Genomic DNA, 24,658 nt, shown 5'->3' with positions numbered 1-24,658 from the left:
TCGGCGCAAGCAAACTCAACGCTATCATGAAAGAAGTCTTGACAGAATTCTGGGGGGATGCCGTTGAGATTGACGACGATGCTGCCCTGACCTGGATGCGCCAAGCGCATTACTACATGGGGCTTTACAGCTATACTTACTCAGCAGGTCTGGTCATCTCTACTGCCGGTTACCTCCACCTGAAAAATGACGAAAATGGTGCCCGCGACTGGCTTGAGCTACTCAAATCCGGCGGCAGCAAGACTCCGCTTGAGTCAGCTATGATTATCGGAGCAGATATCTCAACAGACAAACCACTCCGTGATACCATCCAATTCCTGTCAGACACAGTTGATCAGATTATTGCTTACAGCGAGGAGTTGGGGGAATAAAGAAGAAACAAAAACAGCTTGAAGCAAATCTTCAAGCTGTTTTTTAAATAGTTCAATAAAAATAAAGCGATCCAAAAAAGCGGAGATAAAGTAAAATATAGGCACTAAAACAAGCGATAAATATAAGCCATCTTGTCCAGTACTGTGACTTAGTATAATTCTTCATTCGCAGCAGCCCGATGAAAAACCAAATCAGACTCCAAAAAACCAGACCTAGTATCTGAGGAGCACAATAGGAAATTAAAAGCAAAATTGGAATCAACAAGGCTAATACTAGTATGATTCTTTTTTGCGTGATCTGCTCTCTAGGAATCATCCAACCTACAAAGAAACACAAAACCGCTGGAGCAACAAATGGTGTAAAAATCATAAAAACAAATAAAAGATGTTTTAGAAACTCAATCATTAACATTACCACATTCCCATCATGTTTTAAATAAACCGGATCTCTAGCGCAACCCATTGGAAAAAATTTACCTCTACTTATTATACCTTAAAAAGTGAATTTTCGAACAAATTTTTTAAATTGACTCCTTATTGTTACAATCGCAATAAAAAAGACCACTCTATAACCTGAGCAGTCTCAATTTTAAATAGGTCTAATTTAATCTTCTACTCACCTTATCCCAAGTCTGCCACAATCGCTTTAATCTGCTGGGCAGTATGAACACCTGCTAGCTGCTTGACGACTTGACTGTCTTTTTTAAAGAGCAGAGTCGGGATAGACATGATGCCAAAGGCGCGTGCTGTAGCTGGATTTTCATCCACATCCATCTTGACAATCTTGAGCTCATCTTCGGAAAGTTCCTCTGAGAGTTTGTCAAGGATTGGCCCCTGCATCCGACAAGGTCCGCACCAAGTCGCCCAAAAATCAATCAGCACCAATCCGTCTTTTGTTTCTTGCTCAAATGTTGCATCTGTGATTGCTTTTACCATTATTTTTCTCCTTTATTCTTAGTCAAACTTTGTTAAATCCTGCTTCATCAGGAAAAAGAAGACATCACCGTAAGTACCCTGATAATTCAAATCATGGCCTTTATAAGTCAATTTTTTAACTGGGTAATAATCTGCCACTCCAATCAAGCAGGCTTGCTGGGACTGCTCAAACTCCTGATAAGACTCAAAAATCATCTTCCGCTCCTGCTTGACAGCATCCAAATATGTAATTTCAATCATAATTTCTCCTTTTTCAAATTACTCTTGTAATTTTTATTTTATGATTATATTGTAATGACTTTGATTACATCTGTCAAATAAAACGACTTGGAGAAATCAATTCGCTTTCCAAGAAACTCACCGATTTCCTGACAAACAAAAAAGCCTCCCATCGGAAGACTTTCTCATATAAATAAGAAAAACCAGGCTCAATGCCCCTTGTGCTTTTCCAATCGTTTTTGCTGTTTGAGTTCGAATTTCCTTTGCTTAGCCAGTTCTTTCTGCTGCTTGCGCTTGACTCGAGCAATTTTCTTTTGCTCTTCAAATTGCAGTTGTAGCGCTTCCTGTGACTTTGAAGAACGTGAAGCCATCTGCTCTTTTTTAACCTGTCTCTGCAGGCGTTTAGGACTGACCGACTTAGTCTTCTCTTTCACTCTGATGCTAGGACTAAACTGCAACCGATGATAATAACGGTTTAGAAAATCCAGCAATTCCTGCGTGCTAGGCTCTGCACCAAAGGTGACTCGGCAAACTCTATAAGATTGAGCATGTTCCTGCTCGAAAAGACCGTGCCAAAATCCCTCTTCAAAATAAACTGTCAGCGTCATTGAAATCTTATCCATGACAGCACCTCCTTTAAAAATCCCTAAGAATGGACAACCAAGGAGGAAGGTTACTGACAAAAAATGGATTTTTTGCGTCTGGACTACCAACCAGAACTGTGTTTTTATCTTAGCAGCTACAGTTTAGCAAGATTTTCTAAAAAAATCAAGGTTATCGGAATCTCGCTTAGATGGCTGAATTGGATTTTCTTGTAAGAGATCCAGAAAAATCAAAAACAAGAAAGCTCACGTATTGTAAAACGCCTTCGTTTTCGCAATAATACTGCAAATAATGAAAGGAGAGAACTATGAAGTATATTTGGGCTTTCTTAGCAGCCTTGTGCTTGGCTGGACTAGGTCTTTTCTTCTGGCATTCCCAGACCAAACCGAATCCTACCCCTTCTACGCCAGAAACCACTCAGACAAGTTCTAGCGAGAAGAGCGATAAGCAGCCGACTCCGACAGAAGACATCGTATCCGAAGAGTACAGAATTTCATACGATAACAAACAGCTTTATGGAAAGATTACTGCTCCTCGTGACTACAAGAGTTAAAAATTGCCGACTATTGTTATCGCGCATGGATTGAACAACACCCTTGAGCAATATGAAATGTACAGCCGTCCATTTTACGCAAGGGCAACAGTCCAGACAACGTCATGATGGAGTCTTTCTTTGACATTTTGAAATCCGAAATGTTTTATGTTTTTGAAAAGGAGTCTCAGTATCTTGAAGAACTTAAGAAGGCGATTGTCAACTACATTAATTACTACAACAAACGAATTAAAGTCAAAATCAAAGGACTTAGCCTGTGCTTTCAGTACCAAATCCTTTGATGAATGATTTTACGAATCTTTTAAATCTGGAGTTCTTCCGACTACAAAGGTCTCTATTTCTCTTTGTCTCTATATTCTGAAATGGTTTGTCCTGTCCACTTTTTAAAGGCTCGTGAGAAAGAGGAGACTTCCGAATAACCTAGCAGATAGGCGACATCTTCTGTTGTCATTTCTGGATTTTTGAAATAAGCAAAGGCGAGAATCTTTTGGACATTTTGCAATTCTTGATTAAATTTGGTTCCTTCTGCAGTCAGGTTCCTTTGCAAGGTGCGACTGCTAATACCTAATGATGCTGCTATATCTTCAATAGTAAAGAAACCACTTGGAATAGCCTGGTAGAGTTTCTGCTGGACGATACCTGTGAAACTTTCACTGGTCATGACTTCTGCTAAGCGTTCCTTGAGTTGAGGTTCTAGGTAGTCTAACATGACATTATTGGCTGTGAGGAAAGGTTTCTCCAAGTCAGCTTTTTTAAAGACCTGTTCATTCCCTTCCATTACTTCAACTTGGCATCCAAAAATATTAGCACTGACTTCCTCATAAGAATATGGGGATCCGACATGCACTGGGACAATCTCTTCACCTGTTCCCGTCCGAATCAAATCAAGCAACAACAACTGTTCATTGAGGACTGCAAAGCGAGGCAGATCTAACCCTGGATAATCATAACGATAGCTTACACGGACAAGGTCATCAAAGACTTCCATATTCACAACAATCGGACCTGTAATCTTCTTGTATTTGGCAAAATGCTCTATGGCTGCGAGACCATTTTTAGAAGATAGGGCCGCGAAAAAAGGCGGCATAAACATCTGAATGTTCTTGATGCGGCTCATGGCTATGATTTGCTCATCATTGGCCACCTGATCAAAAGCTGTTAAGAGATGATAATAATCCAGAGTTGAGAGGTTCATTTCCTCTTTCCAAGTGCTATCTGGTAGATTAGCCAATTGCAGAATCATTTTCAGATCCAGCCCTATAAGGCTTAAATTTTCAATATACTGTTGACTGAGACTAAGGCGCATAAGCTTTCTCCATTCTATTAACGCATTGACATCAACATCATACGATCAAAGAATTTATCTCCAAAGATGCGACGGATTCCTACCAAAAGCTTGCCTCCACGGCCCACAAGATAGCGAGTTTTAGGGTTACGAGCATTGATGATTTTAAGAACTGTACGTGAGATGACTTCTGGATTTGAGACTGGTGTTGGGTTTTTTTCCATAGCTTTGATATAGCCATTCACCAAACGACTGTAAGCACCATTTTTAGATTCATAAGAGAAGTTTTGACCAACTGTTGCGTTAAAACCAGTATTGATCATTCCGGGTTCTAAAACAACCACCTTGATGCCAAATTCCTTGACTTCCATACGGAGACAGTCACTAAAACCTTCAATAGCGTGTTTTGAAGCGTGGTACCAAGCTCCAAGTGGTGTGTAGATTTTACCACCCATTGATGACGTATTGATGATCAGACCATCCTTTTGTTGGCGCATATATGGCAATACTTTCTTCGTCAAGCGGGCTACACCGTAGACATTGACTTCGAACTGTTGTTGCGCTTTTTCCATTGAAAGGTCTTCAACAGGACCATAAAGTCCGTAACCTGCATTGTTCCAAAGAACATCGATGCGACCTTGTTCTTCAATGACTTTTGCTACAACTCTTTCAATATCCTCTTCGTTTGTTACGTCCATTTTCATGATATGGCCACCAAGTGCTTCAAGGTCTTTCATTTTATCGACACTACGAGCAACAGCGTAAACGGTGTGACCAGCTTTGATAAGATCTTGGGCTGAAAGTTTCCCCATACCTGATGAAGCGCCTGTGACTAAGATATTTTTTTGTTTGACATGATATTTTCCTCTTTATTTCATTTGATTTATGAGACTATTATACAAGACAGAAAACGACAGGTAAATGACAAAAAAAGACAATACTTTGACAATTTACGCCACATAAAGTCATTAAAGAATATCCTTCTCGTTCATTGCCATTTTCTGTTATAATAAATTGTTACATTTTAAATAGAAAGGTCTTATGATGACAAACCTTATCAAGCACAAATGGGTAGAATTTTCAGAGCTATTTTATGACCTGGTTCTTGTTTTTGCCATTTCAAAAACAACTGCCCTTATTCACCATCTTCATAACGGCATTTTGACTTGGAGTTCTCTCTTTGATTTTTTCATGTCACTTTTGGTCCTGGTCAATTCCTGGATGATTCAGACCGTTTATACCAATCGCTATGGGAAGAACTCTTTATTTAACATGGTGATCATGTTTATCAATATGGGTCTCTTGCTCTTGATATCGAATATGATTGGCCATGATTGGCAGCTCTATTTCCACTCTTTTTGCTGGGCCGTTGGTACCTTAACCTTCACACTTTTCTTCCAATATCTAGTTGAATATTATCGAAAATCGACAGATGCTAGCGATCGAAAAAGCATCAAGGGTTTTCTCTGGATGACAGGGCTTCGCACATTTGGTGTCTACCTAGCAGCCCTGCTTCCCATTAATTTTGGTATCTATGCCTTCGTTCTCAGTATCCTCCTTACCTTTATTATGCCCATTACCATGACTCGTAGGGCCAAGCATTTTCAAGTCAATCTCCCCCATTTAATCGAACGCATCTCCCTTCTAGTCATTATTACTTTTGGGGAGATGATTATGGGGCTAGCTAACTTCTTTACCGTTGAGAACTTCTCGATTTATTCGGTTCTATATTTCATTATCATGCTTTCTCTATTCTTGTTTTATTTTGGTCAATTCGATCATGCTATTGATGAAGCATCTAATCAAAAGGGAATATTTCTAATTTACAGTCACTATCCTATTTTCATTGGACTGATTATGATGACTGTTTCTATGAGTTTTCTCCTTAATCCTGAAGCCAATCATATCTTTGTGACCAGCTTCTTCTATATCGGACTTGGCCTCTTCCAAGCGGCTGTCCTAGCAAATGGCCCCTATAACAAACACTATCTTCGCTATCCGAAACATTTCTACTTTGTCCAAACCGCACTCTATCTGACTGCCTTGATTCTCTCTTTACTCTTTGCTTCTAACCCTATGATAGTAGTGACTATTGCAACCATTTTAGCTCTAGCAATCCAAATCCATTTTGTTTACTTCTACATGACCCAGACTAGAAAATATTCAACACCTTACTGGGATTTATTCTAAGCGACAAAAAGACTCTTTTCCCGAAAGAGAAAGGAGTCTTTCTTTCATAAGATTGAGACCTTTATTGCCAATCTTTCTCCTTGTAAAACAGTTTCATTTCCGCTATAATACTACAAATACTGAAAGGAGAGAACGATGAAATACATTTGGGCTTTTCTAGCCATCCTGAGTTTGTCCGCTCTAGCTATTTTCTTCTGGCACTCCCAGACCAAACCGAATCCTACCCCTCCTAAGCCAGAAACCACACAGACAGCCTCTAGCGAGAAGAGCGACAAGCAACCGACTCCGACAGAAGACATTGTATCCGAAGAGTACAGTATTTCATACGATGACAAGCAACTCTACGGAAAGATTACTGCTCCTCGTGACTACAAGAGTAAAAAATTGCCGACTATTGTTATCGAACATGGATTGAACAACACCCTTGAGCAATATGAAATGTACAGCCAGCTGCTGGCAAAGCAAGGTTATCTGGTTTACAGCTTTGATTTCTACGGTGGTAGCCGCCAATCGAAAAGCGGTGGGCGGGATATGCTGAATATGTCGGTCAAGACCGAACTCACAGACTTGACTCAAGTCATGGAAAAGCTTCGTTCTGAGGCCTTTGTAGATAAGAGCAAAATGAGCTTATTTGGCGCCAGCCAAGGTGGGGTTGTGGCCAGTCTCTATGCTGCTACTTATCCAGACCGCGTGCACAAACTCATACTTATCTTTCCAGCTTTTGTTCTTTTCGATGATGCCAAAGAGACTTATCATGAGCTAGGGAGCCCTGACTTCGATCAACTTCCTGATAGCCTGACACACCACAATACTACTCTGGGCAAGATTTATCTAATCGATGCCTTAAACATTGACATCCAAGCAGAGCAGGCCAAAATCACGGATCCGACTCTCATTATCCACGGCTCTGATGATGCAGTCGTGCCCTACCAGTATGCGGTCGAAGCGAGTCAGATTATTCCAAATGCAGAGTTGGTCACTGTAGAAGGTGGGGAACATCGCATTGACGAAAGATTTGCTATCACTGCCGCTCCTGCAATCCAAAAATTCTTGAAAGAGTAAATACTCTGATAGAAAAAGTTCTTCTAAAATAATAGAAGGGCTTTTTTGGACCACAAAAAGAGTCTTACTGAGTTAGAAGCAAGACTAAGGAAAAGCCTTCTGAATCCAGAGGAGGTGATTTGTACTCGGACTAAGATCCTAGTGAAAACAAAAAAATCTCCCCGAAGGGAGATCATTCTGGTTTATTTTACCTTACAGTGCTAGGAACCGTAACCGAAGATAATACTTGAGTATATCGAGGTAAGGTGACAAGGCAATGTAAGTGGAAAATAAAGCAGATTAACGACGAAGTCCTAAAAAGTTGACAAAACAAAAAAGCCCCCTGAAGTCAGAGAGCTATTTTGATCTCGGGCTAAAATCCTAGTGAAAAAGATGAAACTCCTTGTGTTCATCGAACACGGTGTCGTTTCCCTATTTTCATACGGATTTTTGGCGCCCTTAGCATCATGATTAACGACGAAGTCCAAGAGAGTTGATCAACTCACGATAACGGTTAACGTCATTTGTACGAAGGTAAGCCAACAAGTTACGACGGCGACCGATTTTCTTCATCAAACCACGGTAAGTAGCGTGGTCTTTTTTGTGTTGTTTGATGTGTTCGTTCAAGTGGTTGATTTCCCAAGTAAGGACAGCAACTTGTACTTCTACTGAACCAGTGTCACCTTCGTGACGTGCGTATTGTGCAATGATTTCATTTTTTTTCTCTTTTGAGATTGCCATGATATACTCCTTTTCTTTACGCTTCATCCGAGTGGCAGGTTTGGCATGGCCTGCAACCAAGAAGAAGTTATTTGTCTTTTAGACATTCTTATTCTACCAAGAAGGGCTACCTTTGTCAAATGATTCTGTTTAAACTCTTTTGTATGAGGAATTCAGGCTCTTTCATTTACAATTCAACGCCGAAGATTTCTAAAGAAAGCATTTCTACCTCGGTCAGCCTCCGCCATTCTCCAAGAGCCAATGCAGGATCCGACTGTAGGGGTCCCATCGTGAGGCGCTGCAGATCCGTGACTTCTTTTCCACAGGCAGCCACCATGCGCTTGACCTGGTGAAACTTGCCCTCAGCTAAGGTAATTTCTACGAGAGAAGTCTCTTTTGCTTCATCTAGCTCTAAAATCTTGAGCTGAGCTGGCTGACAGGTGAAGTCTTTCAGTTCTATTCCCTCAGCAAATCGCTCTACATCTGCTTGGTTCATCAGGCCAGCCACTTGAGCTCGGTAGATTTTTTCGACGTGCTTTTTGGGTGACAGCATGGCATGGGCTAGCTTGCCATTATTGGTCAGAAGGAGCAGACCATGGGTATCAATATCCAAGCGGCCAACAGGAAAGACTTCCTTCTGACGGGCGGTCTCATCCAGCAAGTCCAGAACCGTCTTATGACGGTCATCCTCTGTCGCCGAAATGACTCCCTGCGGCTTGTTGAGAAGGTAATAAACGAATTTTTCATAGGTCAGCCTTTGGCCAGAAACAATAATTTCATCTTCTGTCTCATCAATCTGGGTCTTAGGTGATTTCTCTGCTCTGCCATTGACCAAAACTAACCCTTTCTTTAGGATCTGCTTAACCTGAGCGCGGGAGCCCAGACCATTTTCTGCTAAAAATTTATCCAGACGCATCGTATAACCTCCTAACTTTCTGAAGCCATTCCGCTCTTTTCTTTGCTAAATCTTAGCACAAAGAGCGAGGTCAAAATCATAGCCAGCCCCAAAACGCTGAAGATAAAGGCTGGGGCGTTAGAGAATCTCCCAATGAAACTGAGGACAAATGTAGTGGCCGTTGCTCCAATACTGCAACCTAAAATCACGATAGAAGTGGCTTGATTGAGGAGGTGGGCGGAAATGCGCTCGGACAGGGTGTAAAAAATGGTCGTCAGACCGACACTATAGACAAAGCCGGCGCTAATAGTAGCCATGCTGAGTGACAAGAGATTAGGTGAGAAGCCAATGATAATCTGACTCAGGCCAAAAGCCAGACCAGAAAGCATCAGCAGTTTATCTCTAAAAAGACGGGTCAAACTAGCAAAGCTGATACCCGCTGCAATCCCAATCAACTGCATCAAGGAAAGAATCACACCTGCAGTCTGGGCCGTTCCCATGCCGGACTTCTCTACAATCCCCGGCACGCGCACATTGATGGCAATATAAGCCAGCACAATGACCCCCGCCACAAAGGCAAAAGCTAGACTCAGCTGCCAATCCTGCCGGCTTAGCTTAGGAGTCAATTCAGACTGCTCGTGCTGCTTTTCAGAGACCTTGTTATAAGGGACAAAAAGCAGATATAGCACCAAGACCACCAGTCCGAAGCTATAGACGAGAAAGGCAGCCTGCCAACCGAGAGGAAGAAGCCGACTGACACCAAATGTCAAGAGGGCTGTCCCGACTACTTCTGCTGAGCCTCGCAGTCCTAAAAGATGTACGCGCTCCTGTCCCTTGTAGCGCTCGCTAACAATCGAAATTGCCTTGGCATTGAGCATGCCAAGCCCCATCCCAAAGACAAGCCGAGACGCAAACATCAGCCAGTAAGACTGATTAAGAAGAGGAAGAAGCCCGCAAAGTGAGAAAATCAGAAGCCCGCTCACAATCATCTGGCGCTCTGTCAGGTATTTTTCAATGACCCTATTAAACAGCAACATGAGCATAATCCCAGCCGAAGGCAAAGAAACCAGAAGTTCTACCCAACTTTCTGGAATCCCTTTATAAAAAGCAAACATGGCCGACTGGGCACTGGAAATCGAAAAAGCCGTAGTCAGTATCAAAGAAAGCGAGAGGATACTCACCTTTTCCATCAATTTTTTCATTCTATTTTCCTTTAAAATTCACACTACCTCTATCATACAGTTTTTTGGGTCAAGACGCAATTTCTTTGTCAGGAATATTATGGGACGCTGTGCCTCCATCCAAAATCAGGCACCAACAGCTATCCAAAAACCGCTCCCTCCTTTATTTCTGGCTTGTTTTATGTTATGATGAAGGATAGAAAAAGGAGAGAATCATGTCTGTGAGTGAAAAAATATCTGTTATTGAACGATTAACCAAACCAGCCCATTTAATTGATATGAAGGACATTATCCGCGAGGGCAATCCGACCCTGCGCGCTATCGCTGAGGAAGTCAGCTTCCCTCTATCAGACCAGGAAATCATTCTGGGCGAGAAGATGATGCAATTTCTCAAGCATTCCCAGGATCCAGTCATGGCGGAAAAAATGGGGCTGCGCGGTGGTGTTGGTCTAGCTGCTCCCCAGCTGGATATTTCTAAACGGCTCATCGCTGTTTTAGTTCCCAACCCTGAGGACGAAGAGGGAAATCCGCCTAAGGAAGCTTATAGCCTGCAAACGCTGATGTACAATCCTAAGATTGTGGCCCATTCCGTTCAGGATGCAGCCTTAGCTGATGGTGAAGGCTGCCTGTCAGTCGATCGAGAAGTACCGGGCTACGTAGTTCGTCATGCGCGAGTAACCGTGGATTACTTTGACAAGGACGGTCAAAAGCATCGTATCAAGCTCAAGGGCTATAACGCCATTGTTGTTCAGCATGAAATCGACCATATCAACGGCATCATGTTCTATGACCGCATCAATGAAAAAGACCCATTTGCAGTCAAAGACGGCATGTTGGTGATTGAGTAAATAGCTTATATATCATTATCAAAAATACCTAGATAATTCATATCTAGGTATTTTTTCTATTCTAACTATCCCGTCTCCAGAAAATAGCCAAGAGGATAACTGCTCCTAGCACTGATGGAACAATAGCTGTATCAGCAAGCATTGGTCCCCAATGGCCAAAGAGAAATTGACCAATCAAGGAACCAAACCAGCCCAAAAGGATTTTTCCGATACAGCCCATGCGCTCCCCACGGCTGGTAATAGCCCCGGCGATAAGGCCGATGATAAAACCGACAAACATACTACCAATCATATATTCCCCTTCTTTCTATATTTCTAGCAAGGCTTCTCAAGAAGCAAGTGGAAGCTGTCATTATGGAATGAGCCATTTAGGGCAGCTCAAAATCTTAGATTGCCCAGTCTCCATTGCGGAAGATTGCTACGCGGCTGCCATCTTCTCGGATACCGTCAATATCCATCTGATTTGAGCCAATCATAAAGTCCACATGGACATCCGAGCGGTTGAGACCCGCTGCTTCCAGCTCTTCCTCAGATAAATTCTCTCCACCAACTACACTAGTCGCATAGGCTGCACCGATAGCCAAGTGGTTAGAAGCATTTTCATCAAAAAGTGTATTGAAGAAAGTAATGCCTGACTGGGAAATCGGGCTTGGATCTGGCACCAAGGCACACTCACCTAAAGCGCGCGCACCCGCATTTTCAAAGACAAGATCCTTCATAACCTGGTCGCCCTTTTCAGAAGTAATGTCCACAATCTGTCCATCCTTGAAGGTTACCTTGATGCCTTCGATAATGTTGCCATTGTAGCTGAGAGGCTTAGTGCTGGTCACATAGCCATCAGCCCGACGGAAGTCCGGTGCTGTAAAGACCTCTTCTGTCGGCATGTTGGCAATGAAATATTCACCTTGGGCATTGAGGCTACCAGCTGACTCCCAGTGATGGTTCTTGGGCAAGCCCAATGTCAAGTCTGTTCCAGGAGCTGTGTAGTGCAGAGCAGTGAATTGCTCTTCATTCAAAACTTTAGCCTTTGAGCTGAGTTTTTCTTCATGCGCCTGCCAAGCGGCTACTGGATCATCTTCATAGACACGGCAGGTTTTGAAAATCTGATCCCAAAGCAAGTCTACTGCTTCCTCATCGCTGGCTGCATTTGGAAAAACCTTCTTAGCCCACTCTGTACCAGCTGCTGCAGCGACTGTCCAGCTGACTTTATTGGATTGGGTTGCGATTCGCATTGGCTTCATGGCTATGCCCATAGCCTTAGCAGAAGCTGATAATTTCTCAGCATCCACGCCGTTCAAAGCCCCCGGATCAGATGAACGAACGCCCAAGCGGCTGGCTTTCTTTTCGAGGAGATAGTTCATCTCAGCCACCTTATAGTCTGGGACATTGTCCAAGCACTCCATTGGCGCATGGAGGAATTTTTCCCGCGTAGTCAAATCATCCGCCCACTGGACGATGACCTCGTGAGCTCCCAGAGCATAGGCTTCCTTGACAATCAAGTGAGCCAGCTCACGCTGCTCCACATCAATATTGAGCGCCACTGTGTGACCCGGCTGCACATTGATACCATTGGCAACCAATAGTTTAGCATATTTTTCTAAATTTTCTTTAAAATTTGGCAGAACCATTCTGCTTCTCCTTTTCTTTTGTTATTTCTCTTTAAATAAGGACAGCAGGCTAACCGCTGCTACCGTACCACAAATCAAAGCGGTCATTTTCAAAATCGTATCTGGATCAAGATCCAGCTGGTAATCAAACACTTTTTGCGCTGGCTTATCCTGAGCGGAAATGGTAAGTTTCATGAGAAAGTCCTTTCTTTGCTAATCATATACTGTTTTTTGCCAGATGACTTTCATATTCCAGCCATTTTGACTGAAATTACAATCTGGCAGTCGCTTTCCATACATTTCTTCATATTCCTTTTTAGAAAGGTAGCGATCTGTTGCTAAATGATTGAGCCAAGATTTGGAGGTGCTATGTTTGAAGATTCTTCTGGCATTTTTCAAACCAAATCTTTTCCAATGTCGAGGAAAATCTAAATAGGCGCCTACAATATAGATCCAAGTTGAAGGAGTGGGCTTTTCTGATACATTGTCCATAACAAACAGGATACCACCTGGCTTTAATAATTTCTTACATTTTTCCAAAGCTTTGGGGATGTCCAAATGATGAAATGTCGTTCGACTAAAAATAAAATCAAATTGCTTTTCAAAAACAGCGGTTAAAAAATCATCCTGCAGTAACTCTATATTCTGTAAATCTTCTTTTTCTACTTTATCTTTTGCTATCTGCAGAAAATCTGCAGAAAGATCTATTCCTGTCACATGTTGAAAATATGAAGACAGAAAAATGCAGGTATTGCCTCCGCCACAACCAATATCCAAAGCGGAAACTCTAATGTCAGGCAAATTATCCAGTAGATAATCGGGCTTGCCTTCCAAAAGAGTGGTTACCCAATCATATTCTAAAGCAACCGCATTAAATTGTTCCGTAATATTTTCCATGAACATCCTTCTTAAAACAACTCATCAAACAGACTCAACTGGTTATCCTCAGGCATATTGCCTAAGATTCCCATGTCGTCCATTTTTTCGACTAGGGTGCTAGAGAGGCCGCCACGTTTGCGGAGCTCTGTCTTAGAGAGGAATTCGCCTTCTTCCCGCGCTCTGACCACTTGGCGGGCAACGTTGTCACCCAGACCGTCCATAGCAGAGAATGGTGGGATAAGGGTGTCCCCTTCGATGAGAAACTCAGTCGCGTGGCTCTTGTAGAGATCTAGCTTCCCGAACTTGAAGCCCCGCTCCAGCATTTCATTGACGATTTCCAGAGTCGTATAAAGGTCAATTTCTACATTGGAGGCTTCGTTGTTCTTGCGCTTTTCAGCGATTTTGTCCATCCGGCGCTTGACGGCATCAAGTCCGCCACTCATGGTCTTGATATCAAAGGCCTTAGCCCGGATGGAGAAATAAGCACAGTAGTAGTAAATCGGATGATGCACCTTGAAGTAGGCCACCCGCAGGGCCATCATAACGTAGGCTGCCGCATGGGCCTTGGGAAACATGTACTTGATCTTTCCACAGGACTCGATGTACCACTCTGGCACATTGTTTTCCTTCATGGCTGCGATGTAGCCGTTGCGCTCTTCTTCAGAAATCTTCAGCCAAAGGCCCTTCCGCACGCGCTCCATGATCGTAAAGGCCATCTTAGGATCCAAGCCCTTGTGCATGAGGTAAACCATGATGTCGTCTCGACAGCCGATAACGGTGGATAGGTCAGCAATCCCTTGCTTGATCAAGTCCTGAGCATTGCCTAGCCAAACGTCCGTACCGTGAGAGAGACCAGATAGCTGTAAGAGCTCGGCAAATGTCGTCGGATGGGTCTCATCAACCATGCCCCGTACAAAATTAGTCCCAAACTCTGGAATCCCCAGCATACCAGTCGGCGTGCCGATTTGCTCCTGAGTCACACCCAGAATGTCTGTTCCAGAAAAGAGGGCCATGACGCCAGCATCATCCATAGGAATGTCATTAGGATCAATGCCAGACAAGTCCTGAAGTTTCCGAATCATGGTCGGATCATCGTGTCCCAGAACGTCTAGCTTGAGGACATTTTCATCAATATCGTGGAAGTTGAAGTGGGTGGTCTGCCACTCGGCCGTCACATCGTCAGCTGGATATTGGACCGGTGTAAAGTCATAAACATCCATGTAGTTAGGAATAACAACGATTCCGCCTGGGTGTTGTCCAGTCGTCCGCTTGACTCCAGCAGCTCCCTGCGCCAGACGCTCAACTTCTGCGTCCCGATAGAACTTCCCGTAGTCGCGCTCGTAGCCCTTGACAAATCCATAGGCCGTCTTAGCCGCAACGGTACCAACAGTACCAGCCCGAAAGGCATACTCCGCACCAAAGATATCCCGCACGTCCAAGTGGGCGCTCGGCTGATCCTCTCCAGAGAAGTTCAAATCAATATCGGGTACCTTGTCGCCGTCAAATCCAAGGAAGGTCTCAAAAGGAATATCCTGACCGTTCTTGCTCAGCTTGTGACCACACTCTGGACAGTCCTTATCCGGCATATCAAAGCCAGAACCATAGGAGCCGTCCGTGATGAACTCGCTGTATTGGCATTTGCCACAGACATAGTGGGGCGACAGGGGATTAACCTCGGTAATTCCAATCATGGTCGCGACAAAGCTGGATCCAACTGACCCCCGTGAACCTACCAGATAGCCCCGCTCATTGGATCGTTGCACCAGCATCTGCGAAGCCAAGTAAATCACGGCAAAACCATTCCCCAAAATGGAAGTCAACTCTTTTTCAATTCGCAAGTCTACGATATCTGGTAGCGGATTGCCATAAATCTCAAAGGCTTTTTGATAGGTCAGCTCGGCAACTGTCTCCTCAGCCTTGTCAATGAAAGGTGTATAGAGGTCGCCCTTGACCACCTCGACCGGCTCAAAGGTTTCCGCCAGCTGATTCGGATTGGTGATAACCAGTTTCTTAGCCAAATCCTCGCCTAGGAAGGCAAATTCGTCCAGCATCTCATTGGTAGTCCGGAAGTGAGCCTTAGGAAGTGGAGCCGGCTGGGCATTTTCACCGTGACCAATAGTCCGGTTAATCATGGCTCCCTGACCAAGACTCCGGACGATAATCTCACGGTAAATCTCTTCTTCCGGCTCAATATAGTGGACGTTCCCCGTCGCAAGGACAGGCTTGCCCAAGCGATCTCCGACCTCAATCAGATTGCGAATTATGGTCTGCAGTTCTTCCTGATCCTTGATCTGCTCCTTGGCAATCAGCGGTTCATAGATAGCCGGCGGCATAACCTCGATAAAGTCATAATACTTAGCTACTTCGACAGCCGCGTCCACCCCCTGAGAGACAACGGCGTCATAGACTTCGCCTTCTGAGCAGGCCGAGCCCAGAATCAGGCCTTCACGATGGGCATCCAGCACGGTCCGTGGAATCCGCGGGACACCTTCAAAATACTTAGTATTGGACAGACTGACTAGTTTGAAAATATTCTTGAGTCCCGTCTGATTTTTCACATAAATAGTCGCATGCTTGACCCGAGCCTTCTTGTAAGAATTCTCATCGACCAGATCCGTATTCAAATCCTTGAGATTGGTCACACCATGCTTTTCAGCCACATCCTTGATAAAGATAAAGAGGAGACGGCCCGTCGCTTCCGCATCATAGTTGGCCATGTGGTGGTGCTCCAGAGCAATCTGGAAACGCTTAGTCAAAGGCCCCAGACCATGACGCTTGTACTCTGGATAGAGGTTGCGGGCAAATTCTAGCGTGTCAATGACCGGCTGGGTGATTTTGGGCAGGCCATGACGCTCATAATTGACATTCATAAAGCCCACGTCAAAGGTAGCATTATGGGCAACGAGGACACTGTCCTGGCAAAATTCCTGAAATTCTTTCAGCACCTGCTCCAGTGGCTTAGCATTGCGGACATGCTCATCTGTAATCCCGGTCAGATCCGTCGTAAAGGCCGACAGAGGATGCCCAGGATTGATAAACTCATCAAACTCAGCGATGATATTGCCCTTGTGCATCTTGCTGGCTGCGACCTGAATCAAGTCATTGTAAACCGCTGAAAGTCCTGTTGTTTCCACGTCAAAGACTACATAGGTCGCATTGCTCAGCTCCATGTCCACTTCATTGTAGACGATGGGCACCCGGTCTTCTACAATATTGGCTTCCATACCGTAAATCAGCTGGATACCAGCTTTCTTGGCAGCCTTGTAGCCATGGGGAAAGCTCTGCACATTGCCATGGTCAGTAATGGCGACAGCCTTGTGGCCCCACTTGGCTGCCGTTGCAACGATTTCCTCGACCTCAGGCAGGGCATCCATAGTAGACATATTGGTATGAGCATGGAATTCAACCCGCTTCTCCCCCTCAGGCATCAGATCCTTGCGCTCATAGTGAGTGACGGCCTGCACATCCTGCACATTCATGGTCAGGTCGCGGGTGAAGTTGTTCATCTCCACATTTCCGCGCACGCGCAGCCAGGCGCCTTTCTTAATCATGTCAAACTTCTTGGCTTCTTCTTCGTTTTTCATCCATTTCTGCAAGGAGAAGCTGGACGTATAGTCTGTCATCTTGAAATTGAGCAAGACCCGGCCAGTCCGAGTGACCTTCTGCTCCAGGTCAAAGACCATTCCCTCAAAGACCAGACGATTCTCCTCAGTCTGAACTTCAATCATAGGGGTAATCTCTGCCTTGTCTAGCTTTGGTTTAGCCGCAGCCTTGCGAGCTTGGAAGTCATAGGCTGGCTTTTCCTCTGGCGGTGGTGCCATCTGCTGCAGGGATTCCATGGCTTTGAGCGCTTCTTCATTAGCCGCCTGGACAATCTTATCATTCTCCGCTTGGAAATTCTCCGCTTGTTGCTGGGTCAGCTCATCGCTGTGCTGAACCTGACAGGTCAGCTGAGGAAAGCCGTACTTGACTAGCTGCTGGCTAAGATTGGGCAGGTGATTCTTGCGAAAATGCTCCGTATCAATGGTTGAAGCTCCCTCAATCAACAGCTTGTCCCCATCCAAATGAACCCGCAAATCCTGATACAGACTCTTGAAGCCATGGCTGGCACATGGACCTTCCTCAAAGGCCAACTGGTAATATGCCTGCAAGAGCTCATCCGATACCTGAGGAGCCTGACAGTGAATTTCAAAAACAGCTTGATTGCCTGTCTTCGAAAACTCTTGAGCTAAGCGCTTCTGCAATTCCCGAAAAATCTCAATGGGCAGAATATTCGCAAAAGAAAAATGAAACTCCCAGACCCGACTGACCTTGTGGACCAGAACCTTCTCAATTTCAGCATTCAAAAAGGCCTCTGAATTTCTCATTTCCAGTGGCATATCTAGCTGATTCATTAAAATTTCAAACTTGTTTGACATGACATTTCCTCGTACAGTAGTGACCCTATTTTACCATAAATCAGCACTTTTTTCGACAGAAAAAGAGTAGGGCAAAGCGCGACTCCTACACAATTGTCAATGCATTCTTCTTGACACTAAGTTATGATATAATAGAACAGAACATTTATCAAAAGGAGTCTTAATTGTGAAGAAAATTCTATTAGCCAGCGCTTGTCTGCTGACCCTGACTGCCTGCAGTATGCCTAATCAGCATAAGCAAGAAAACAAACCCAAGCAAAATCAGAATCAAAGCAAAACCAAAGAAGAAAAGACAAAGACGAAAACTTTTTCTAATAAAATCGATGAGTATTATACTAATTCAGTTAAACTTTTCTATACTAAAGACAAGATCCTATCTTTCCAGCTTATTTCCAGCAAGGCCATCCCTGAAGAAAATCAAAAAATGAGCGTCGAAGAACTAACAAAAATCTATAGAGAAGATCTTAAGAAAAGTCCCATGATTGAAGATCAAGAAAAGCTAAAAGGGCTTGAAATTCACGTTGAGATTTCCGAAGACAAGAAAAAAGCTATAGCCATTTTTGACTTTGACCTCAGCAAAATAGATCAAGAACAACTGATTCAGTCAGCAGGTGACTCTGAAAGCAGTCAAACTTTCTTCAAAAAACTCCAAGATAAACCAGATGTTGTCTTTGATTTTTTGAAGGGGCAAGGACTTAAAGAAGAATAAAAAAAGCTTTCTGAGTGATTTAACTTAACAGTTAATGCTCAGAAGGCTTTTTTTGTCTATCTTAACACTGCTTCCGCTAAGGCTTTTTGGATAGCGATGACGCTACGATCGCTGGTAAATTGCAGGACTTCTGCTGGCTCTTGAGCGCTGGAAACCCAGATTTTCAGCTCAGCATCTAAGTCGAAATGGCCGGCTGTTTCTACTGAGAAGCGACTGATTGAACGATATGGAAAGGACTTATAAGAAGTCTTTTTACCAGTCATTCCCTGCTTGTCGACCAAGATTAAACGCTTATCTGTAAAGACAATCAAGTCACGAATGAGGCTAAAAGCTAGTTCCACATTCTCTGTTGTTGTCAGAATATCCTCTAATTGTCTTTCTGTTTTTTCAATATCTTTCTGAGAGGCATTGCCTAATAAACCGCTGAATAATCCCATCATCGGTCCTCCAATCTATTTTTTCCTACTATAGCATTTTCACCTCCAATAAGCAAAAGAAAACTGCCAGATAAAACTGGCAGTTTGTTTTATTTTGTCAAAATTGACAGGGTTTCTAGTAAATTATCGGCGTGGACTTCAATGGTATCGCCAGTAGCCTTAATCTTGACTTCGACAATGCCTTCTGCAGCTTTCTTACCAACTGTCACACGGATTGGGAGACCAATCAAATCGCTGTCGCTGAACTTAACACCAGCTCGCTCATTGCGATCATCCACCAAGACCTCATAACCAGCACTTAGCAAGTTAGCCTCGATTTGGTCAGTTAGAGCCACGGCATCCTCGTCCTTGACATTAACCGGAATCAAGTGCACATCAAATGGTGCCAGCTCTTTCGGGAAGTTGATGCCCCAAGCATAGCGGAATTCACCCTTAGGAGTTTTATTGACAAAGAGACGGGCATGCTGCTCCATAACAGCAGACAGGAGACGGCTGACACCGATACCGTAACAACCCATAATCATCGGTACTGCTCGGCCATTTTCGTCCAAGACATTAGCGTTCATGCTGTCAGAGTAGCGAGTTCCCAGCTTGAAGATGTGTCCAATCTCAATCCCACGAGCAAACTTAAGGGTACCTTGGCCGTCTGGCGAAATCTCACCTTCACGAACTTCACGGATATCCACATACTCAGCGGTAAAGTCACGGCCTGGATTGACACCGGTCAAGTGGTAACCATCTTCGTTAGCGCCAACCACAGCGTTAGCCAGGTCTTGCACCTTACGATCAGCGATGATTCTCACGCCTTCTGGCAGATTGACTGGCCCTAGTGAGCCAAAACCTGCTCCCAAGAGCTGACGGACTTCATCTTCACTCGCCACTTCAAAGAAATCCGCTGCCAAATGATTTTTCAGCTTGACTTCATTAAGCTGGTCATTGCCGACCAAAAGTGCTACGACAGGAGCTTCGTCAGCCATGTAAACCAAGGTCTTGATTGTCTGGCTTTCATCCAGCCCAAGGAAAGCAGCAACTTCGTCAATTTTCTTGCAGTCAGGCGTGGAAACGCGGGCTACTTCTTCCTCAGTCACGACACGGCCGGCTGGCTTGTATTCATCCGTCGCCATTTCAAGGTTGGCAGCATAGCTGGACTCACTGGAGTAGGCGATGGTATCCTCACCAGATACCATCCAGCTGGTCAATTCTGTCCGAATAGCTTCCTGAACTTCCTCAGGAATTTCATCAAAGCTGGCTACAGACTTGTCCAAGACCACCCAGCGGTTCAAATCCGTCCGGTCTGGCGTAATGGCCATGAATTCCTGACTGTCCTTGCCCCCCATGGCACCGCCATCACCGATAATGGCTTTAAAATCTAGCTCGCTGCGGGTAAAGATTTTCTCATAGGCAGACTTGTATTCATCATAAGCTACATCCAAGCTGTCATAGTTAGCGTGGAAACTGTAGGCATCTTTCATGATAAACTCACGCGTCCGCAAGAGTCCGTTACGAGGGCGCTTTTCATCGCGGTATTTAGGCTGAATCTGATAGAGATTAAGCGGCAGCTGTTTGTAGGATTTAACCGAATCACGGACGATAGCCGTAAAGGTTTCCTCATGGGTTGGCCCTAGGATAAAGTCTGATTTCTCACGATTTTTCAGTTTGTAGAGGTCTTCACCATAGGTCTCATAACGGCCAGACTCGCGCCAGAGGTCTGCACTGAGCAGGGCTGGCGCCAGCATCTCTACTGCACCAATCTTGTCAAACTCTTCTCGCATGATTTTTTTTGCTTTTTCAATCACACGATTGGCCAGCGGCAGATAAGAATAAACTCCGGCTGAAACCTGACGGACATAGCCAGCCCGTAGCATGAGAGCGTGGCTGATAACTTGAGCATCGCTAGGCATCTCACGCAGAGTTGGAATTAACATTTTACTTTGTTTCATAAAAACAAAACTCCTTGACTTTCATTGAATAATTTCTTTTTCATAGTTCTAAGAACTTTAGTTTCCTAGAAGAATAATTTCATAATATCGTTCCAGGTAACGGCAATCATCAAGATGACCATAATAGCCACTCCAGACAGAGTGATATAGGTCTCCGTTTCTCTTTTCAGCGGTTTTCTGCGGATAGCCTCCAGAATATTGAGGACGATTTTTCCACCGTCCAAGGCTGGAATGGGAATCAGGTTGAAAATACCGATATTGAGCGACAGCATTGCCAAAAGGCTGAGTATTGCTGGCAAGCCTTGCTCGGCAGCCTGACTGCTGAAATTGTAAATAGCCACCGGACCGCCCAGCTTATTGATATTGAAGTTGAAGATGATATCTTTCAGAGCGGACAAGATGCGAACCGTTGTAGCCCAAGCTGCAGTAAAGCCGCCAATCACCTTGTCCCAAAAGCCTGTCTTAACCGTTGGAGATACCCCTAGCAGATAGCGATTGCCGTCTTTTTTAGGCTGTACGGTAATCTCTTTCGTTTCGCTGCCGTGTTTGTAGGTAACAGATAAGGTCGGCGCTTCCTTACTCTTGGCTGTGATTTTGGCCAGAGCACTGGTTAGATCCGCCCAGTTGCTGATTTTATAGTCATTAATCTTAAGGATTTGGTCATTGTTTTGAATCCCAGCAGCCGCTATGGCACTGCCATCCATGACTTGAAAATGGTTGCTATTCTCATCGCGCACGCCACCCTGCACAAAGGCCAGCAGCATAAATACCAGAACACTCAGGATAAAGTTATTCATAGGTCCGGCAAAGTTGGTGATGAGGCGACCCCAGATAGTGGCATTTTGATACTGAACATCTAGCGGAGCAATCCGCACCTCAGTGCCGTCTTCTTCAACAATCGTTGCATCATGATCTACTGCATAAGTCTTGAGCTCGTCAAGGACCAGACCTGTGATTTCCAGCTTTTCCTCAAAGTCAAAGCCGGTCACATTCATGGGCAGAGCTGTCTGGTCAACCTTTTTGCCAGAGAGATTGATGCGAACCACCTTGCCCTCTGCATCCAAGGTCAGACTAGCCGGTGTTCCCACCTTAATGTCAGTGGAGTCTTCCCCCCAGCCGGCCATGCGCACATAGCCCCCCAAGGGTAAAATCCGAATCGTATAGGCCGTCCCGTCCTTGCCAATATGGGAGAAAATCTTAGGTCCCATACCGATAGCGAACTCTCTGACCAAAATGCCGGACTTCTTCGCAAAGTAGAAGTGTCCGAACTCATGGACCACCACAATGATCCCAAAAATAATAATAAAGGTTATAAACTGCATGGACTTCTATATTTTACCTTTCCTAGAAATCTTGTTTTTGCTTTTAAATCAAAGAAGGAGCAGAAAACGGCCAAATACCGAGCTTCCCGCCCCTGCATAGCTGACACTTTTGAAATAGGTTACAAGCTCAACTCAAAATTTTGAGCTCTAAATCCTAGTTCCTTCTCCGATTGTGCGGTCTTTGGACAAGCTTGCCATCCCTTGCTTTCAGTCATGCACGACTGTCTTAGAACAAGCCGAAGAAATGCATCAGCGGAAAGACGAAGAGAAGGCTGTCAAAGCGATCCAAGACACCGCCGTGACCAGGAATGAATTTCCCAGAATCCTTGACCCCGAAATGACGCTTGACTGAGCTTTCGACCAAATCACCCAACTGGCCGGCAATACTAAAGAGCACTGCCAGAATCAAAAAAACAAGGGCATTATAAGGTGCGTACACTTGCGGTCGAACCAACATAAAGATTCCAGTCACTAGAACGGCTGATAGAATGCCGCCCAAGCTTCCTTCAATAGTCTTATTAGGAGAAACTCTCGGCGCCAGCTTTCTTTTACCGAAACGCACCCCGACCAGATAAGCTCCGCTGTCAGTAGCCCAGACGATAAAGAGAGCTAGCAGAACCTTGTCAATATTCATCAAGCGGGCATCAATCAAGGCGTTAAAGCCAATACCGACATAAAAACTCGCTGCAATCGGATAAGCCACATCTTCAAAGGTGTAGTTGGAACCTAGAACAGTCGAAATCAACAGAAGAAAGACGACCAAGCCATAGGCCACAACATTGCCATCGACCGGCAGAAACTTAAGATAGTTCTCTAGAGGCAGGGTTAGGACAAAGGCTGCCAGCATGGCCAAGACACCCTCGATGGTCGCTGTCGGCAGACCCTTCATTTGGAGAAATTCATGCACCGCAAGCATCGCCAGCAGTCCCACAAAAATCTGAAAGATTACGCCTCCTGTCAATACCAGAGGAATAAAAATAGCAAGAGCGATTCCTCCAAAGATTAGACGTTTTTGTAAATTTTTACTCATACTCTTTTACTTTCTCCCTTAAACACCGCCAAAGCGTCGATTTCGACGGCTGTATTCTGCGATTGCAGCTTTCAAAGCCTTCTCATCAAAGTCAGGCCAGAGGATATCTGTAAAATACAGCTCACTGTAGGCTGACTGCCAAGGCAGAAAATTGCTGAGACGCAGCTCTCCGCTGGTCCGAATCACTAGATCCGGATCACGCAGCATCTTAGGCAAGTTGCTGGTATAGAGATAGTTGCCAATGACTTCCTCAGTAATGTCGCCGGGACTGAGTTTGGCATCCAGAACATCCTGAGCAATCTCTTTAACAGCCTGATTGATCTCATATCGACCACCGTAGTTTAGGGCAAAATTGAGAATCAAACCTGTATTGAGCTTGGTCAGGCTTTCAGCCTTTTCCAGAGCTTCAAATGTCGCCTTAGGAAGCTTAGCCGTATCACCAATCATCTGGATTTTAACATTGTTCTTGTGCAGCTCTGGCACATAGCGGTCGTAAAATTCAACCGGCAGATTCATGATGAAGGAAACTTCCTTTTCCGGCCGAGACCAATTTTCCGTTGAAAAGGCATAGACAGTCAAGACCTGAACACCCATTTCCTTGGCAGCAATCGTCACCTTTTGCAGGGTTTCCATGCCAGCCTTATGACCGAACACGCGTGGCTGCATCCTTTTTTTGGCCCAACGGCCGTTGCCGTCCATAATGACAGCAATGTGTTTGGGAACATTCAGCGGTGCGTTCAGCTTTTCTTTTTTCTTAAAACTAAACATACTTTTTATCCTATTTAAAGTTTTGTCAGTTCATTATATCATAAATCCTTGGAATGTGGGCGATTCATCCGCTTTTTCAAGCCTGAGAGCATAAAATAAGGACAGAATGTCAACCATAGAATCCAAACTCAGTTAAAACTCAGCAGCTTGTCCAAACTGCAAGGCAGATAAGGTTGCAATCAAACACCTCTAGCTACATGAACCAAAACAAAAAAACAGCCCGCAAGCTGTTTATTTCTTTACTCTTCAATCGCTGATTCTTCCTCGGGAACGTCAACACTTCCTTCACCGCCAGCAATAGCGGGAGTGCCCTCAGTCAATGGCAGTACAGTTTTAATAGCTGTCAGTTCAAAGGTCAGGTAAACACCGTCCACATCCAGAACAACTGTTTTCTTGTCTGTGTCCACTTCATCTACTGTTCCGTATAAACCGCCAATGGTAATGACTTCATAACCCTTTTGCAGCTTGTTAAGACTTTCCATACGCTGCTGAGCCTGTTTCTTTTGAGTACGCATTTGGAAATAGGTCATCCCTACCAGTACAACCGCAAATACAATAAGCATAGTTGGATTCATATCTTTTCTCCTTCGAATGTCATATATGAACTACTATAGCAGATTTCCCTTATTTTTACAAGACGATTCTGACTTTTCAGGTAAAGTCCATCTCAAGTCGGAGGAAGCATGACTAATCTAACGACATTTTC

25 protein-coding genes and 2 pseudogenes are annotated in these 24,658 nt (G+C 44.4%); 7 read left to right on the top strand and 20 right to left on the bottom strand.

All coding sequences use genetic code 11. The features are described 5' to 3' along the window. On the top strand, positions 1 to 371 hold a 371-nt coding region (locus tag RWS24_RS06310; protein WP_314366151.1), incomplete at its 5' end, for a M3 family metallopeptidase. A 52-nt stretch (positions 372 to 423) separates the two neighbouring features. Here RWS24_RS06310 and RWS24_RS06305 read toward each other — a convergent pair. The 4 genes from RWS24_RS06305 to RWS24_RS06290 all read right to left on the bottom strand — a co-directional run bounded on the left by RWS24_RS06305 (position 424) and on the right by RWS24_RS06290 (position 2,149). After that, positions 424 to 834: a hypothetical protein gene (locus RWS24_RS06305; RefSeq protein WP_314366150.1), complete on the bottom strand. Its 411-nt coding sequence runs from the start codon at positions 832 to 834 to the stop codon at positions 424 to 426. A 158-nt stretch (positions 835 to 992) separates the two neighbouring features. Further along, positions 993 to 1,307 carry a thioredoxin gene (gene trxA, locus RWS24_RS06300; protein WP_314366149.1) on the bottom strand — a complete coding sequence of 105 codons (315 nt, stop codon included), beginning with the start codon at positions 1,305 to 1,307 and terminating at the stop codon, positions 993 to 995. Positions 1,308 to 1,325: 18 nt separating this feature from the next. Further along, positions 1,326 to 1,547 carry a DUF4649 family protein gene (locus tag RWS24_RS06295; protein WP_125337653.1) on the bottom strand — a complete coding sequence of 74 codons (222 nt, stop codon included), beginning with the start codon at positions 1,545 to 1,547 and terminating at the stop codon, positions 1,326 to 1,328. A gap of 188 nt (positions 1,548 to 1,735) precedes the next feature. Beyond that, positions 1,736 to 2,149, bottom strand: coding sequence for a YjdF family protein (locus tag RWS24_RS06290; RefSeq protein ID WP_314366148.1), 414 nt, complete (start codon positions 2,147 to 2,149; stop codon positions 1,736 to 1,738). 287 nt (positions 2,150 to 2,436) lie between these two features. On the opposite strand from RWS24_RS06290, the pseudogene RWS24_RS06285 reads away from it, so the two are divergent. Together RWS24_RS06285 and RWS24_RS06280 are read left to right on the top strand one after the other, a co-directional pair. After that, a pseudogene (locus RWS24_RS06285) lies at positions 2,437 to 2,751 on the top strand (cinnamoyl ester hydrolase); the annotation flags it as partial. Then, a pseudogene (locus RWS24_RS06280) lies at positions 2,742 to 2,970 on the top strand (IS3 family transposase); the annotation flags it as partial. The pseudogenes RWS24_RS06285 and RWS24_RS06280, both read left to right, overlap by 10 nt. A gap of 46 nt (positions 2,971 to 3,016) precedes the next feature. Here RWS24_RS06280 and RWS24_RS06275 read toward each other — a convergent pair. Then, positions 3,017 to 3,988 carry an AraC family transcriptional regulator gene (locus tag RWS24_RS06275; protein ID WP_314366147.1) on the bottom strand — a complete coding sequence of 324 codons (972 nt, stop codon included), beginning with the start codon at positions 3,986 to 3,988 and terminating at the stop codon, positions 3,017 to 3,019. Positions 3,989 to 4,005: 17 nt separating this feature from the next. Next, positions 4,006 to 4,779, bottom strand: coding sequence for an oxidoreductase (locus tag RWS24_RS06270; protein WP_399553768.1), 774 nt, complete (start codon positions 4,777 to 4,779; stop codon positions 4,006 to 4,008). A gap of 232 nt (positions 4,780 to 5,011) precedes the next feature. On the opposite strand from RWS24_RS06270, the gene RWS24_RS06265 reads away from it, so the two are divergent. After that, positions 5,012 to 6,157, top strand: a complete 1,146-nt coding sequence (locus RWS24_RS06265) for a low temperature requirement protein A (RefSeq protein WP_314366153.1) — start codon at positions 5,012 to 5,014, stop codon at positions 6,155 to 6,157. 135 nt (positions 6,158 to 6,292) lie between these two features. Further along, positions 6,293 to 7,219: an alpha/beta fold hydrolase gene (locus tag RWS24_RS06260; RefSeq protein ID WP_314366146.1), complete on the top strand. Its 927-nt coding sequence runs from the start codon at positions 6,293 to 6,295 to the stop codon at positions 7,217 to 7,219. 450 nt (positions 7,220 to 7,669) lie between these two features. On the opposite strand, the gene rpsO is transcribed toward RWS24_RS06260, so the two are convergent. The 3 genes from rpsO to RWS24_RS06245 form a co-directional block, all read right to left on the bottom strand. After that, positions 7,670 to 7,939 carry a 30S ribosomal protein S15 gene (gene rpsO, locus RWS24_RS06255; RefSeq protein ID WP_003004251.1) on the bottom strand — a complete coding sequence of 90 codons (270 nt, stop codon included), beginning with the start codon at positions 7,937 to 7,939 and terminating at the stop codon, positions 7,670 to 7,672. A gap of 166 nt (positions 7,940 to 8,105) precedes the next feature. Beyond that, the gene (locus tag RWS24_RS06250) at positions 8,106 to 8,834 is read right to left on the bottom strand and encodes a pseudouridine synthase (protein ID WP_314366145.1); all 729 of its coding nucleotides are present in this window, start codon (positions 8,832 to 8,834) and stop codon (positions 8,106 to 8,108) included. An 11-nt stretch (positions 8,835 to 8,845) separates the two neighbouring features. Beyond that, positions 8,846 to 10,015 carry an MFS transporter gene (locus tag RWS24_RS06245; protein WP_314366144.1) on the bottom strand — a complete coding sequence of 390 codons (1,170 nt, stop codon included), beginning with the start codon at positions 10,013 to 10,015 and terminating at the stop codon, positions 8,846 to 8,848. A gap of 212 nt (positions 10,016 to 10,227) precedes the next feature. Here RWS24_RS06245 and def point away from each other — a divergent pair, with 212 nt between their 5' ends. Continuing rightward, a complete protein-coding gene (gene def / locus RWS24_RS06240; RefSeq protein ID WP_314366152.1) occupies positions 10,228 to 10,842 on the top strand; it encodes a peptide deformylase in 615 nt (204 codons plus the stop codon). Positions 10,843 to 10,903: 61 nt separating this feature from the next. On the opposite strand, the gene RWS24_RS06235 is transcribed toward def, so the two are convergent. From RWS24_RS06235 to RWS24_RS06215, 5 genes are all read right to left on the bottom strand, one after another. Continuing rightward, positions 10,904 to 11,134 carry a GlsB/YeaQ/YmgE family stress response membrane protein gene (locus RWS24_RS06235; RefSeq protein WP_002893807.1) on the bottom strand — a complete coding sequence of 77 codons (231 nt, stop codon included), beginning with the start codon at positions 11,132 to 11,134 and terminating at the stop codon, positions 10,904 to 10,906. Positions 11,135 to 11,228: 94 nt separating this feature from the next. Further along, a complete protein-coding gene (locus RWS24_RS06230; protein ID WP_314366143.1) occupies positions 11,229 to 12,470 on the bottom strand; it encodes an aminopeptidase in 1,242 nt (413 codons plus the stop codon). 21 nt (positions 12,471 to 12,491) lie between these two features. Continuing rightward, a complete protein-coding gene (locus tag RWS24_RS06225; RefSeq protein ID WP_000778898.1) occupies positions 12,492 to 12,644 on the bottom strand; it encodes a hypothetical protein in 153 nt (50 codons plus the stop codon). 18 nt (positions 12,645 to 12,662) lie between these two features. Then, complete coding sequence (locus tag RWS24_RS06220; protein ID WP_314366142.1) at positions 12,663 to 13,346, bottom strand: class I SAM-dependent methyltransferase; 684 nt, start codon at positions 13,344 to 13,346, stop codon at positions 12,663 to 12,665. A gap of 11 nt (positions 13,347 to 13,357) precedes the next feature. After that, the gene (locus tag RWS24_RS06215) at positions 13,358 to 17,746 is read right to left on the bottom strand and encodes a PolC-type DNA polymerase III (protein WP_314366141.1); all 4,389 of its coding nucleotides are present in this window, start codon (positions 17,744 to 17,746) and stop codon (positions 13,358 to 13,360) included. 166 nt (positions 17,747 to 17,912) lie between these two features. Between RWS24_RS06215 and RWS24_RS06210 the strand changes: the two genes are divergently transcribed. Continuing rightward, a complete protein-coding gene (locus RWS24_RS06210) occupies positions 17,913 to 18,455 on the top strand; it encodes a DUF1307 domain-containing protein (RefSeq protein WP_125445691.1) in 543 nt (180 codons plus the stop codon). Positions 18,456 to 18,511: 56 nt separating this feature from the next. Here the strand turns inward: RWS24_RS06210 and RWS24_RS06205 are convergent, their stop codons facing one another. The 6 genes from RWS24_RS06205 to yajC all read right to left on the bottom strand — a co-directional run bounded on the left by RWS24_RS06205 (position 18,512) and on the right by yajC (position 24,527). Next, positions 18,512 to 18,892, bottom strand: a complete 381-nt coding sequence (locus RWS24_RS06205) for a PH domain-containing protein (RefSeq protein WP_032905620.1) — start codon at positions 18,890 to 18,892, stop codon at positions 18,512 to 18,514. 89 nt (positions 18,893 to 18,981) lie between these two features. Further along, positions 18,982 to 20,832 (bottom strand): proline--tRNA ligase, encoded by a 1,851-nt coding sequence (locus RWS24_RS06200; RefSeq protein ID WP_314366140.1) that lies wholly within the window; start codon positions 20,830 to 20,832, stop codon positions 18,982 to 18,984. A 65-nt stretch (positions 20,833 to 20,897) separates the two neighbouring features. Further along, positions 20,898 to 22,154, bottom strand: a complete 1,257-nt coding sequence (rseP, locus tag RWS24_RS06195; RefSeq protein ID WP_314366139.1) for an RIP metalloprotease RseP — start codon at positions 22,152 to 22,154, stop codon at positions 20,898 to 20,900. A gap of 226 nt (positions 22,155 to 22,380) precedes the next feature. After that, positions 22,381 to 23,184 carry a phosphatidate cytidylyltransferase gene (locus RWS24_RS06190; protein ID WP_314366138.1) on the bottom strand — a complete coding sequence of 268 codons (804 nt, stop codon included), beginning with the start codon at positions 23,182 to 23,184 and terminating at the stop codon, positions 22,381 to 22,383. 18 nt (positions 23,185 to 23,202) lie between these two features. Continuing rightward, positions 23,203 to 23,952: an isoprenyl transferase gene (locus tag RWS24_RS06185; RefSeq protein WP_125352480.1), complete on the bottom strand. Its 750-nt coding sequence runs from the start codon at positions 23,950 to 23,952 to the stop codon at positions 23,203 to 23,205. A gap of 239 nt (positions 23,953 to 24,191) precedes the next feature. After that, entirely contained in the window at positions 24,192 to 24,527 is a 336-nt protein-coding gene (gene yajC, locus RWS24_RS06180) for a preprotein translocase subunit YajC (RefSeq protein WP_126435040.1), read from the bottom strand. Between the last annotated feature and the right edge of the window lie 131 nt (positions 24,528 to 24,658).

It is taken from the genome of uncultured Streptococcus sp., assembly GCF_963528215.1.
Taxonomy (GTDB): Bacteria; Bacillota; Bacilli; order Lactobacillales; family Streptococcaceae; genus Streptococcus.
This window is presented reverse-complemented; position numbering and strand designations above follow the sequence as displayed.

Bases quoted from the DNA above. Each gene is read 5' to 3' on its own strand.
- RWS24_RS06215 (WP_314366141.1), bottom strand. From the start codon at position 17,746: ATGTCAAACAAGTTTGAAATTTTAATGAATCAGCTAGATATGCCACTG.
- RWS24_RS06290 (WP_314366148.1), bottom strand. From the start codon at position 2,149: ATGGATAAGATTTCAATGACGCTGACAGTTTATTTTGAAGAGGGATTT.
- RWS24_RS06230 (WP_314366143.1), bottom strand. From the start codon at position 12,470: ATGGTTCTGCCAAATTTTAAAGAAAATTTAGAAAAATATGCTAAACTA.
- RWS24_RS06205 (WP_032905620.1), bottom strand. From the start codon at position 18,892: ATGGGATTATTCAGCGGTTTATTAGGCAATGCCTCTCAGAAAGATATT.
- RWS24_RS06220 (WP_314366142.1), bottom strand. From the start codon at position 13,346: ATGGAAAATATTACGGAACAATTTAATGCGGTTGCTTTAGAATATGAT.
- RWS24_RS06265 (WP_314366153.1), top strand. From the start codon at position 5,012: ATGACAAACCTTATCAAGCACAAATGGGTAGAATTTTCAGAGCTATTT.
- RWS24_RS06185 (WP_125352480.1), bottom strand. From the start codon at position 23,952: ATGTTTAGTTTTAAGAAAAAAGAAAAGCTGAACGCACCGCTGAATGTT.
- RWS24_RS06200 (WP_314366140.1), bottom strand. From the start codon at position 20,832: ATGAAACAAAGTAAAATGTTAATTCCAACTCTGCGTGAGATGCCTAGC.
- RWS24_RS06270 (WP_399553768.1), bottom strand. From the start codon at position 4,779: ATGGGGAAACTTTCAGCCCAAGATCTTATCAAAGCTGGTCACACCGTT.
- rpsO (WP_003004251.1), bottom strand. From the start codon at position 7,939: ATGGCAATCTCAAAAGAGAAAAAAAATGAAATCATTGCACAATACGCA.
- RWS24_RS06190 (WP_314366138.1), bottom strand. From the start codon at position 23,184: ATGAGTAAAAATTTACAAAAACGTCTAATCTTTGGAGGAATCGCTCTT.
- RWS24_RS06245 (WP_314366144.1), bottom strand. From the start codon at position 10,015: ATGAAAAAATTGATGGAAAAGGTGAGTATCCTCTCGCTTTCTTTGATA.
- RWS24_RS06225 (WP_000778898.1), bottom strand. From the start codon at position 12,644: ATGAAACTTACCATTTCCGCTCAGGATAAGCCAGCGCAAAAAGTGTTT.
- trxA (WP_314366149.1), bottom strand. From the start codon at position 1,307: ATGGTAAAAGCAATCACAGATGCAACATTTGAGCAAGAAACAAAAGAC.
- RWS24_RS06250 (WP_314366145.1), bottom strand. From the start codon at position 8,834: ATGCGTCTGGATAAATTTTTAGCAGAAAATGGTCTGGGCTCCCGCGCT.
- yajC (WP_126435040.1), bottom strand. From the start codon at position 24,527: ATGAATCCAACTATGCTTATTGTATTTGCGGTTGTACTGGTAGGGATG.
- RWS24_RS06275 (WP_314366147.1), bottom strand. From the start codon at position 3,988: ATGCGCCTTAGTCTCAGTCAACAGTATATTGAAAATTTAAGCCTTATA.
- rseP (WP_314366139.1), bottom strand. From the start codon at position 22,154: ATGCAGTTTATAACCTTTATTATTATTTTTGGGATCATTGTGGTGGTC.
- RWS24_RS06260 (WP_314366146.1), top strand. From the start codon at position 6,293: ATGAAATACATTTGGGCTTTTCTAGCCATCCTGAGTTTGTCCGCTCTA.
- RWS24_RS06235 (WP_002893807.1), bottom strand. From the start codon at position 11,134: ATGATTGGTAGTATGTTTGTCGGTTTTATCATCGGCCTTATCGCCGGG.
- RWS24_RS06295 (WP_125337653.1), bottom strand. From the start codon at position 1,547: ATGATTGAAATTACATATTTGGATGCTGTCAAGCAGGAGCGGAAGATG.
- RWS24_RS06305 (WP_314366150.1), bottom strand. From the start codon at position 834: ATGGGTTGCGCTAGAGATCCGGTTTATTTAAAACATGATGGGAATGTG.